The organism is Corynebacterium sp. 13CS0277, assembly GCF_002994655.1.
GTDB lineage: Bacteria > Actinomycetota > Actinomycetes > Mycobacteriales > Mycobacteriaceae > Corynebacterium.
The window spans coordinates 20,918-31,743 of sequence record NZ_PPDL01000029.1 but is presented as its reverse complement, the minus strand read 5'-3'; the positions used below and the strand labels follow the sequence as shown (position 1 = coordinate 31,743).

General features: G+C 67.3%; 9 protein-coding genes. 4 read left to right on the top strand and 5 right to left on the bottom strand.

Going from position 1 to position 10,826, the window contains the following annotated elements; genetic code table 11:
• Positions 1-133 precede the first annotated feature (133 nt).
• Positions 134-1,393 carry a serine--tRNA ligase gene (serS, locus tag C1Y63_RS11245; RefSeq protein WP_106016546.1) on the bottom strand — a complete coding sequence of 420 codons (1,260 nt, stop codon included), beginning with the start codon at positions 1,391-1,393 and terminating at the stop codon, positions 134-136.
• Between the two features lie 570 nt (positions 1,394-1,963).
• Between serS and C1Y63_RS11240 the strand changes: the two genes are divergently transcribed.
• The 3 genes from C1Y63_RS11240 (at position 1,964) to C1Y63_RS11230 (ending at position 5,020) form a co-directional block, all read left to right on the top strand.
• Positions 1,964-2,713, top strand: a complete 750-nt coding sequence (locus C1Y63_RS11240) for a GntR family transcriptional regulator (protein WP_106016545.1) — start codon at positions 1,964-1,966, stop codon at positions 2,711-2,713.
• Positions 2,714-2,909: 196 nt separating this feature from the next.
• The gene (locus C1Y63_RS11235) at positions 2,910-3,914 is read left to right on the top strand and encodes a septum formation family protein (RefSeq protein ID WP_106016544.1); all 1,005 of its coding nucleotides are present in this window, start codon (positions 2,910-2,912) and stop codon (positions 3,912-3,914) included.
• Between the two features lie 758 nt (positions 3,915-4,672).
• Positions 4,673-5,020, top strand: coding sequence for a metallopeptidase family protein (locus C1Y63_RS11230; RefSeq protein ID WP_106016543.1), 348 nt, complete (start codon positions 4,673-4,675; stop codon positions 5,018-5,020).
• A gap of 204 nt (positions 5,021-5,224) precedes the next feature.
• Here C1Y63_RS11230 and C1Y63_RS11225 read toward each other — a convergent pair whose 3' ends face one another.
• From C1Y63_RS11225 to pheA, 4 genes are all read right to left on the bottom strand, one after another.
• Positions 5,225-5,605: a hypothetical protein gene (locus tag C1Y63_RS11225; protein ID WP_106016542.1), complete on the bottom strand. Its 381-nt coding sequence runs from the start codon at positions 5,603-5,605 to the stop codon at positions 5,225-5,227.
• 48 nt (positions 5,606-5,653) lie between these two features.
• Positions 5,654-6,160, bottom strand: a complete 507-nt coding sequence (locus C1Y63_RS11220) for a hypothetical protein (protein ID WP_106016541.1) — start codon at positions 6,158-6,160, stop codon at positions 5,654-5,656.
• A gap of 691 nt (positions 6,161-6,851) precedes the next feature.
• On the bottom strand, positions 6,852-7,601 hold the full coding sequence (locus C1Y63_RS11215) for a histidine phosphatase family protein (RefSeq protein ID WP_106016540.1): 750 nt from the start codon (positions 7,599-7,601) through the stop codon (positions 6,852-6,854).
• A 278-nt stretch (positions 7,602-7,879) separates the two neighbouring features.
• Entirely contained in the window at positions 7,880-8,860 is a 981-nt protein-coding gene (gene pheA, locus C1Y63_RS11210) for a prephenate dehydratase (RefSeq protein ID WP_369831048.1), read from the bottom strand.
• A 289-nt stretch (positions 8,861-9,149) separates the two neighbouring features.
• On the opposite strand from pheA, the gene C1Y63_RS12585 reads away from it, so the two are divergent.
• Complete coding sequence (locus C1Y63_RS12585) at positions 9,150-10,826, top strand: amidase (protein ID WP_146128950.1); 1,677 nt, start codon at positions 9,150-9,152, stop codon at positions 10,824-10,826.

Genomic DNA, 10,826 nt, shown 5'->3' with positions numbered 1-10,826 from the left:
CGGGCTGTGGCGTTACGTGTCGACAAGCTCGCGGTGCATTTTGAGTCCACGGTGATCATCGCAGGCATCCGCCAGGCACTGAAGCGACTTTCCTAACACGGCCTAGGATGCCACCCCGCTGAGCGGTGGGGTGTTACTTCACCGGCTCCAGGACATCCTTGCCAACGAAGGGGCGCAGGGCCTCCGGAACAACCACAGAGCCATCAGCCTGCTGATTGTTCTCCAGGATGGCGACCAGCCACCGGGTCGTCGCCAACGTGCCATTGAGGGTGGCGCACACCTGCGGCTTGCCATCCTCATCGCGGTAACGCACCTGCAGACGACGAGCCTGGAAGGTCGTGCAGTTCGACGTCGACGTCAGCTCACGGTAGGTGTTCTGCGTCGGCACCCACGCCTCCGTATCGAACTTCCGCGCCGCAGACGACCCCAGGTCGCCGCCCGCCACATCAATAATGCGGTAGGGAACGTTGACCGCGCCGAGCATCTCCCGCTCCATGTCGAGTAGGCGCTGGTGCTCCGCGGCGGCATCCTCCGGCTTGCAGTAGGAGAACATCTCCACCTTGTCGAACTGGTGCACTCGCAGAATGCCGCGCGTGTCCTTACCGTAGGAGCCCGCCTCCCGGCGGAAACAGGAGGACCAGCCGGCGTAGCGCTTCGGGCCCTCACTCAGGTCAATGATCTCGCCCTGGTGGTAGCCAGCCAACGCCACCTCACTGGTACCCACCAAGTACAGGTCATCCTCCGGCAGGTAGTAAATCTCATCCGAGTGCGCACCCAAGAAGCCGGTGCCTGCCATCGATTCGGGGCGCACCAGCACCGGCGGCACCATCAACTGGAAGCCCGCCTGGCGGGCCTTCACAGCCGCCAGGTTGAGCATCGCCAACTGGAGGAAAGCACCATCGCCAGTGAGGAAGTAGAAGCGCGCACCACTGACCTTGGTGCCGCGCTCCATATCGATGAGCCCGAGGCTCTCGCCGAGCTCGAGGTGATCCTTCGGCTCGAAATCAAACTCGGGCGGGGTGCCGACGTGCTCCAGGACGACGAAGTCCTCCTCGCCGCCGGCGGGGGCGCCTTCCACAATGTTGCCAATGAGGTACTGGATGCGCTCCACCTCAGTGGCGGCAGCTTTCTCGCCGGCTTCGGCCTGCTTGACCTTGTCCTTGAGCTCATTAGAGCCCTGCAGCAACGCCGGCCGATCCTCCGGGGCTGCCTGGCCAATCTTCTTGCCGAATGCTTTCTGCTCCGCGCGGAGAGTATCGGCCTGCGCGATCGCGGTGCGGCGGGCCTCATCTGCGGAGAGCAGCTCGTCCACGAGATTCGGGTCTTCGCCACGAGTCCGCTGGGACTCGCGCACAACATCGGGATTGGCTCGCAGGAACTTGAGATCGATCATGTGCACAAACTTTACCTGCCGCAGGCGGGCACTGCTGCACTCCCTCCCCCACCGGCCCACGCCACACCACCCACGCCGGGGCGGCCAAGGCATCACATGGGCCGCCCCTGAGGCCACCGGCCCGCGGCACAATGCCACGCCACTCAGTCACCGGCCCTGGGGCCATGCCATTCCATCCATCCCCTCTGCGGCCATGCCACTCCATCATCGACCCCAGGGGCCATGCGCCCCATCCCCTGCACTGCGGCCACCCACTGCGGCAGGCCGGGTGGAGCTGTGGGGCGCGGTTGCGGTGTGCACTGTCTCATCTCGTTGGGTGTGCGCTCACTCGTGGCGCTGAGTGCGCACGCTCTCGTGTCTGCGCGTGCGCACGTTCTCGTGGCGCTGGAGGTTCGCTCTTTTGTATTTGTGCCGCTGGGTGTGCGCTTTCTCGTGTCGCTCACCAGGGCGCGGGCACCCCGGTGAGGTGCACAACCGCCTCTGTGTGTGCGCTGTGTGTTCATGGGGGCGGGAAGTTTCACACACCAATGACACCCGGGTGTTATAACCAGCGGGGTAGAGTCTGTAGATATGCCAGATGTCGGCCAGATCTTTTCCGACTACGCCCACCGCCTCGCAGACGACGGGCCACCGAAGCATGCGCAGCTGCGGGAGATTCTGGAAGAAATCTGCCGCACCCAACTCAAAGCCGGCGACATGCTGCCCGGGGAGCGTGCCATCGAGCAAGCCTTCGGCATCAGCCGTATTACGGTCCGCCGCGCCATCGGGGACCTCGTCAACCAGGGAGTACTCAAACGCACCCGCGGCAAAGGGACCTTCGTCGCCCCCAGTGCGCTGGTGACCCGCCTGCACTTGGCGAGCTTCTCCTCTGAGATGAACGCCCAAGACTTGCAGCCCAGCAGCAAGATCCTTGCGGCGGGGCGGATGCACGCACCCCAAGAGGTGGATGCTTTCTTCGGTTCCCCCTCCCGGGAGCACACCCACTTGAAGCGGCTGCGTTTGGGCAACGGTCTGCCCTACGCCATCGACGATGGGTGGTACAACACCGATCTGGTGCCCGACCTGCTGGAAAACGACGTGTATTTGTCGGTGTACTCCATCCTGGAAGACCACTACCAGCTGCCCGTGACGGAGGCTGACCAGACGGCCACGGCGGTCGCCGCCGACGTGGAGCAGGCCCGCCTGCTGGATGTGCCTGTGGGGGCCCCACTGTTGAAGATTGTCCGGTTCTCCCTCACGGATGGCCAGCCGTTGGAGTATTGTGCGTCGCTCTACCGGACGGATCGCTACACATTGAAAACTCACATCACTCGCGCCTAACACGGGTGCGCTGTGGGCGCGCAGGGACCGCGCAGGCAATTCTGCTGTGGGCCTTGGATACTTCCGCCGCGGCTGCTCGGTGGGCTGCGGGTTGCCCTCGCACCTCAGCGATTGTGCCGCGGGTGGTGTTGGCTGTGGGCGAACACTTGGGCTCGCAGTGCGGTCACTCGTGCGGGGGTAGGGCAAGATAGAGGGCATGACGAATCCCTGGCGAAGCTCACGCAGCGTAAACGCGGCCCTTGTGGCCGCGATCGTCGGATGCGCAGGCACCGGCGGCTACCTGTGGGCAGCACACTCCGAGGACACCCCCGTGGAGCAGCCGCAGGCAACCTCCTCGCAGGCACCCACCTCCGCGCCTGTGAGCAGCACCCCGCAGGCCGCGCCGTTTACCTCCGCGGATGTCGGCGACTGTTTGACGTGGGTGAAGGGTGCGGACACGGTGGAAGGGTTTGGGCAAACTGATTGCTTAAGCCCGCACCGTTTTGAGATCTCCGCCCGGGAGGATCTCGCCACCTACCCGGCGAGCGAATTCGGCCCGTCCTCCCCGCCCCCGGAGCTCACCCGCCAGGCGCAGCTCCGCGAAGAACTCTGCAAGGCACCCACGATTAAGTATTTGCACGGCCGTTTCGACCCTGTGGGCCGTTACTCCATTGCCAGCATCCTGCCCTCGGCGGAAGCGTGGAAGGCCGGCGATCGCACCATGCTGTGCGGGGTGCAGGTCACTGACGATGCGGGCGAGCCCATCCTCACGGAAGGCTCCGCCCGGGAGCAGGACCAGGCACGGATCGCGCAGGCCGGGGAGTGCGTCACCGTGGATGCGGCGAAAGCAACCCACATTGTGGCCTGCGATCAGCCGCACTCTTACGAAGTCACCCAGGTGGTGGATTTGAAGGCCATGTTCCCCGAGGGCACTCCCTCCGTGGAGGATCAGGATGCTGCCCTGAAGCCGGTGTGTACCCAGGCAGCATTGGACTATGTGGGGGGCGACGATAATTTGTACAACTCCACCCTGCAGACGTTCTGGACGACGATCCCCGTGAACTCGTGGACGGGCGGCACCCACACCGTCAACTGTGGGTTGATGCTGGGCAACCCGGATGGTTCCTTCGCGGAGCTTGCCGGTAGCGCCCAGGGGGCGTTCACGATTAATGGTGCCCCGCCGCCCCCGCAGCCGCCCCGCAACCCGCTGCGCGCGGGCTAACGCCCGCTCGAACGCCCCCACGGGCCGGCCGCACACCGCCCTCTCCGCAGCCGCCTGCCGCCAGCCGGCGTCGGTTACAGGTGCCGGGCCAGGGCCAAGCCCCGGCACCAGTGCCGGTGTCGGCTGGCTGGGGTACCGCGCCGCCCGTAGCGCCCGCGCCGCACGCGCCCGCAGCTCACACCGGCAACCACTGGGCAGCCGGCATGGCTGCCACCGTCGCTGCCGCAGCGAGGGTTACTCCAGAGGACACCCCAGAGACACCCTCATCCGTGTGCGAGTCATCGACGCGACAGCGTGCAGTTGCCCTGCCGCAGGCGCGCAACGCAAAGCGGGTCACTGTCGGGCAAGTCCACACCGCGTCATCCCCCGACACGCGCCCGCGAGGCCGCCCACCCCGGGGCACGTGCGGCCGAGTCCTTCAGGTTGGCACCGGTCGATGCCTGGGACGGTAGCTCCCACAGCACCCAAGGTGAGGCCCAGGCGGCGCACCCCCACGCCGGGAGTTCACGCGGCCCTTGTGGTCGTTGTAATCCTCTTGGACCTCGAGGTCGTTGCGATCCTCGTGGTTCTCGGTCGCTCGCGCGAGCGCATCGTCCGCGTTGCGACCGCGGCTTCGCACCCCGCGCTGACGCCACCCCGGCCCCTCGAGAATAGGCCCCGAGGGAAGACCCTGGGCCCGCGCAGCGTTGCACCCACTACGCACACCGCGCCCCCTTTTCCCCGATCCTTTTGCACCCTTGTGAGAAGAGCAGTACACCATGATTGATGTCAGTGACGAACGCTTCGAAGAGCTCGTCGACGAGGCACTCGACCTCGTCCCCCAGCAGTTCCTCGACCACATGGACAACACCGTGATCCTCATTAGGGATCGCCACCCCGACAGCTGGACGATCCTCGGCCTCTACGAGGGCACCGCCCTGACGGAGCGCACCAGCGACTTCTCTATGCACTTGCCGGACACCATCACGATCTTCCGGGAGTCGTTGAAGCGCTATTGCGACAGCGAAGAAGAGCTCGTCCGCCAGGTACGGATCACGGTCATCCACGAGATCGGCCACCATTTTGGCCTTAGCGACGAGGACCTGCACCGCTACGGGTGGGGCTAAGCCAACGCGCTCTCCGGGGATGGCATGGGGAACTGCGGGCTTCTGGGGCAGTACCGCCACCACTCGACTCCGCCCCACCACGCTCATCGCTCCTAGGCCTGCAACGCACAGCACCCCCGGCACGGTACAAAGACCGCGGCGGGGGTGCTGTGAAGAATCTCTTCAGGCCACTCGCATGGAGTGATCCTCAGTGAAGAGGGGCACTTAGATGATGGTGCCGTTGTTCTTCAGCTGGTTGAAGAAAGCGATGATGGCGCCGATGACGGTGCCGACAACGCCGAAGGCGGTGACGCCGTAAGCGATGTTGGCCCACTCGGGGATCTTGGACCAGTTCTTCTGGCTGCCGAACAGAGCGTCGCCGGCGACGGGCGCATCAGCGTCGTAGCGGTCGCCCCAAGCGGAGGAACCCGGCTTGTCCTGCTTCAGCCAAGCCATGAAGTCGGAGGAGAAGTCGCCGGTGTAGCCACCCTCGTTGACGGTCTGAGCGTCGGAAAGACGACCCTCGGTAGCGTTGGCAGCAGCGACGGGAGCCAGGGCAACGGCGACAGCGGTCAGGCCAGCCACAGCAGCATTACGGATCTTCATGTGAAATGAATCCTTTCGAATGAGGTTTGGGAGTTGTGGACTGTCCGCTTAGCGGATGAAGCCGTTGAACTTGAGGAAGTTGTAGGCCGGGAAGATGACCAGGCCGAGCAGGGCGCCGATGACGGAGGCGATGGAGCCAACCTGCAGAACCTTGGCCCAGCCCTTGACGTCAGAGTCGGTGGTGGAGCCGTAGACCTGGCGGCCGGTGTACTCGTCCTTGTCGTTCAGCTTGTCACCGATCTGGGAGGACAGGGAGGAGGAGTCGGCGGGCTTGACGTCCTTGTCCTTGCCCTCGTCGTCCTTCTTGCTGGAGGACAGAGCGTTCTCAGCCTTGTCCTTCAGCTTGTCGAAGGAACCCTGAGCGTCAGCGTCCTTGTTCTCGTTCTCCTTGTTCTCGGAGGAGAGGGCGCCCTTGACCTTGTCCTGGACCTTCTCGAAGGAACCAGCGGTGGTGGCGTTGTCGTTGTTCGGCTCTTCGGCGTGTGCAACGACACCGGAGAGGGAAACGGCCAGAGCGGTAGCGCCAGCCAGGGCTGCGCGGCGAATGTTACGCATGAAATAAACCTTCCCGTGGGGGGATTGGACCTACAGTTTCTCCTGAACAGTCTGGCAGCTTCTGCACAGCATGTCCATTCAGTACCCACAGCCGGCCAGCTCAGACCACCCCCACGGGGGTAATCGGCACCGCATCATGCAGCGTGAGCCACACTTGAAAAATTCAGCTGACTCCGGTGGGAACCGGGTTGCGGAGAGCGCCCCGCACCGCCCCAGATGCCTCTCGACGCTGCAGGATCTCGCGGAAGTGATGGCCCGTGCTCGTGCGAACGAAAAACATGGGCCCGGTCACCTCGCGACCGCTGCAGCAGCATCTGGTGCGTGAGTGATGAGACGCGCAAGGTAGCTTAGCGGGGTTACTGCGCTCGCGCTAGTGAAATCTGGGAATTTCCTAAAAACTGCAGCCCCCGACGCGCAGCCATCGCCCCGCACCCCCGAGAGCGCAGCCGCCGGAACCTACGGAAGCGTTAGTGCATTTCAGCACCTCCCCGGCCATTTTTCCCAGCACCCACACCCCACACCCCGAGTGGGGCACTACCGGTTAGCTCACCTGCGACATTTTCGCGTGAAGAGTGCCACACTCTCACTCGAACCGCACCCCACGGGCCCCACGGGCCGCACGCGCGGCGCATGACATGTCCACGCGTTGGAGGCGAGGTGGCCTGCACCCCGGAGCAGACCATGCCGTCGACTATCCGCCGGCGGTGCCGTCCTCGGCAATGAAGGACACTTTGTCCCAGCCCTCAATGAACCAGCGGGTGGTAGCCGCCGTCGGCGGCCGCAGGGCAATGAAGCCACAGTTGCGGATCATGGAGTTCGACATGAGCTGCGGGTCGATGATCGTCATCGCTGCGGTAATCGTGCGGATCGCCGCCCCGTGGGAGACCACCACGACGTCGCGGCCGTCCCACACCCCGCCCGGCGCGAGCTTCGCCGCCAGGCTGCCGAACAGGGGCGCCCAGCGCCCGACGAATTCCTCGTAGGTTTCCCCACCGGGAATCACCGGCTCGTGGTTGCCGGCCATCCAGGCGCGCACCACATCGATGTAGCCCACCATGGAGGGCTCATCAGTATTGCCTTCCCAGTCGCCGGCGGCGATTTCTTTAATGCCCGGCAGGGACAGCACCCGCGGGGCGGCAGCGCCGCCCGCGCGCAGCCCCTCGGCGAGGAGCAGGCCGGTTTGCTGGGCGCGCACCGCCTCGGAGGTAAACAGGGCGACAGGGCCACCCTGGGTGACGATGTCCGCCAGCGCCCGGCCGACGGCGCGCGCCTGGGATTGCCCTTCGGGCGTCAGTGGCTGGCCGGGGAGCGCCGTGTCGAGGGCGCGGGCCACGTTGCCGTAGGTCTGCCCGTGGCGCACCAGGATGAGCCGGCCCCCGAAGCCGGCTGCTCCCGGCGTTGCGGCGGCCGTCGTGGTGTGTGCGTGTGTGCTGCTGCTCATGCGTTCTTCCCTACCCTTGAAGCTTCCCGTGGGTTCCAGCCCATCTCACAACAACCATTGCACACCAGTCGCCCTGCGTGCGCACGCGAGCCCCGATGCTCCCGGTTGCTGTGGCGTGCACTCCAGGGGCTCGAGGCGCAGGCCCCCAGCACCCCGGAACCCAAGGCGCAGGCCCCCAGCACCCCGGGGACCCAAGGCGCTGGGCCGCAGCATGCCCGCATCTCAGCGTGCCTGGCCCCAGCGTGCCTGGCGCCCAGGCATCCGCTGGCGCCCAGACTTCAGCGAGGAGGTTGCCCGCTGCCGCCGGCGCGCAGCTCCTCCAGCCAGGCTGCGGCCTGGGGCCACACGGCCGGTACGACGTCCGTCTCCCCTGCTGTGTGGGCGCGGTCCTCGGGTTCGTCCTGGGTGCGCCAGCTGCCCAAGAACTGCACGTCCTCGCAGTAGCGTTTCAACGCCAACAACATCTCCGCAATGGGGGCGTCCTCCAGGTGGCCGCGCACATCCAAGTGGAAGCGGTACGTGCCCAGCCCGGTGCGGGTGGGGCGGGATTCCAGGCGGGCGACATCTACCCCCCGGAGTGCAATCTCCGTGAGCGCGCCATGGAGACTCCCCGGCACGTTCGGCAGCGTGAGAATAATGCCGGTGCGGTCCCGCCCGCTCGCGGGGGGAAGGGCCCGGGCCGGGCCGACGAGGATGAAGCGGGTGCGGGTGCCGGTGACTTCAGCGATGCCGTCGGCGATGATCTCCAGCCCGTACACGTCGGCCGCGCGGGCGGGCGCGGCGGCCGCATCGACGGTGCCGTCGGCAACAGCCTGGGCGGCGGCCGCGTTACTACTGGCGGGAATGTCGTCAACCTCCGGCCAGGTGGTGGCCACCCAGGTGGCGACCTGGGGACGGGCCACCGGGTGGGTGGCGAAGGAGCGCACCTCCTCCCGGGCGAACCCGGGGCGCACCATGATGGCGAAGGCGATCTCCACGTCGGTTTCGGCGTAGATGTGCAAGCCCGGGTGCTGTGCGAGGGCGTCAAAGGTGTGGGTGACGGGCCCGTCGACGGAGTTCTCCACGGCCACCACCGCGCAGGCGGCGTCCCCGGCGGCCACGGCGTCGAGGGCCGCCGCCGGGCTCGTCACGGGGATCGTCACGACCGCATCCCGGCCCACAGCCACCCCCTCGTGGTCGGTGATGTCGCCGGCATCAACGAGCTGCCACAAGGCTTGCTCCGTGAAGGTGCCCGCCGGCCCCAGGTACGCCACCCGCACCGGGTGCGCGCACGGCCCCTGAGGCGTGTGCCCTGGTGCGTGCGGGCTGCTGCCCGCAGCGGTGGTCGTGGCCGTGGGAGTGCTCTTCGCCTGCGTCATAGGCGTCACTGTATAAGACTTCTCCGCCCGCATCGACACACGGACCCCACCCCACGCCCCCGCGCTCTATCGAGTCTTCTCTGAGCCCCGCAGCATCGCCCACCCGCGCGCCGTGACCCGACGCCTGTGGCCCACCCCAGGCGGGGTGTGCACGCCCGGTGTTTTTGCCCGGTGTTCTAGTGTGGGTGCAATGAACAGCCCGGCAGAACCCACTCCCCGCAGCGCCAGCCCCGCAGCCGACGCACAGCCTGCCCCCGGCACCACCCGCGCACCCGGCGCGCAGTCTGTGCCGTCGGGAGCGCATGCCCCCGTCGTGCCGTTGGCGGCGCAGGTGCGGCAGGTGCAGCAGCTGCAGGCGGTGGAGGAGGTCCGGGAGGCAGTCGCGCAGTTCCTCGAGGCCGCTGATGATCATCCGGCGTTCGCGCACCTCAACCCGGATTTTGTGTGGCGGAGCGCAGCCGCCCTGGAGGAGCGCCTGGCCGCCGGGGCGGGCAGCCAGCTGCCCTTGGCGGGGGTGCTGGTGCCGGTGAAGGATCTGTCCCCGATTGCGGGGCAGGTGTACTCGCTTGGTTCCGTGCGGCGCACCACCCGGGCGGAGGAGACTGATGCTTTCGTGGCGCGCCTGCTGCGGGCGGGCGCGATCCCTGCTGGGGTGACGCACTCCAGCGAGTTGGGGCTGACAGCCTATTGTGAGCCGGCGGGTATGGATCCGGTGCCGGGGTTTCCGCACCCGGGGCGGACCCCGGGTGGGTCTTCCGGCGGCGCGGCCCTGGCGGTGGCAGAGGGCGTGGTGCGGGTGGCTCACGGCACCGATGGGGGTGGCTCCTTGCGGGTGCCGGCGGCGGCGTGCCGGGTGGTGGGGTTCAAGCCGGCCCATGATTCCCGCCATGGCCAGCTGGCGACGAGTGGATTCGTCAGCGCCAGTGTGGCGGACAGTTTCTACGCCAACATTGCGGCAGGCACCCTGCCGCCGCTGACACAGCTGCCGGAGGCATCCGCAGGCGCGGCCGGTGCGGGCGCGCACGGTGCGGGTCCTGCCGGTGTCGCCGGCGGGGGTGCGGGGGCCCGGGGGCTGCGCCCCGCGCAGCGCGCCCAGGTAGAGGAGCTGCGCCACCTGCTGGGCGCGGAGCTCTACCACCACCTCGCGCTGGTGGAGTCCGGGACAGGCGATCCGCATGGCCTGCTGTGGGAGACCCTGCGCCAGGTCATTGAGGAGCATCTCCACCGGCCGCTGCGGGTGGGGCTCCTCCTGGAGCCCCTGCACGGGGGCCGCACCGCGGCCGATGTGGATTCCGCCTGGGTGGCGGCCGCCACCAGTGCCGCCGGCACCCTTGGGGGGCATGGGCTCATTGACGTCCACCCCCTAGGCCCCGCCTACGGGGCGGAGCCTTTCGAGGCGTTTCGCACGATTCTGTGTTACCGCTCCCGGGGCGTCACCCTGCCCGCGAGCCCCATGGTGGAGCACCTCGTCCGCCGCGGGCAGAGCATCACCGCGGCCCAGGCTGCCGCCGCCCTGGAGGTGTATCACCGCATCCCGCAGCGGGTGGCGGAGGTGTGGGACGTCGATATTCTCCTCACCCCGACTCTCGCATTCGATCCCCCGCCGGTGGGGTACTTCTCCTCCCTGCCGCCGGAGGAGGACTTCCTTGAGCAGACCCACTGGACGCCCTGGTGCACCCTGTTCAACATGACGGGCTATGCCTCCCTCAGTGTCCCGCTGCCCGGGGCGCCGCGGGGTACGAGCGTGCAGCTGGGCGCCCTGCGCAGAGATCCCGCCCTGGAGCGGGCGCTGTTCCTCCTCGCGGGGCTGCTGCGCAGCGCCCCGCAGCCCGGCGCGCAGGCGCCCGTCCCGGGGCGGCACCCGTGA

Coding starts and splice junctions, on each gene's coding strand:
- serS (WP_106016546.1), bottom strand. CDS start 1,393: ATGATCGATCTCAAGTTCCTGCGAGCCAATCCCGATGTTGTGCGCGAG.
- C1Y63_RS11240 (WP_106016545.1), top strand. CDS start 1,964: ATGCCAGATGTCGGCCAGATCTTTTCCGACTACGCCCACCGCCTCGCA.
- C1Y63_RS11235 (WP_106016544.1), top strand. CDS start 2,910: ATGACGAATCCCTGGCGAAGCTCACGCAGCGTAAACGCGGCCCTTGTG.
- C1Y63_RS11230 (WP_106016543.1), top strand. CDS start 4,673: ATGATTGATGTCAGTGACGAACGCTTCGAAGAGCTCGTCGACGAGGCA.
- C1Y63_RS11225 (WP_106016542.1), bottom strand. CDS start 5,605: ATGAAGATCCGTAATGCTGCTGTGGCTGGCCTGACCGCTGTCGCCGTT.
- C1Y63_RS11220 (WP_106016541.1), bottom strand. CDS start 6,160: ATGCGTAACATTCGCCGCGCAGCCCTGGCTGGCGCTACCGCTCTGGCC.
- C1Y63_RS11215 (WP_106016540.1), bottom strand. CDS start 7,601: ATGAGCAGCAGCACACACGCACACACCACGACGGCCGCCGCAACGCCG.
- C1Y63_RS12585 (WP_146128950.1), top strand. CDS start 9,150: ATGAACAGCCCGGCAGAACCCACTCCCCGCAGCGCCAGCCCCGCAGCC.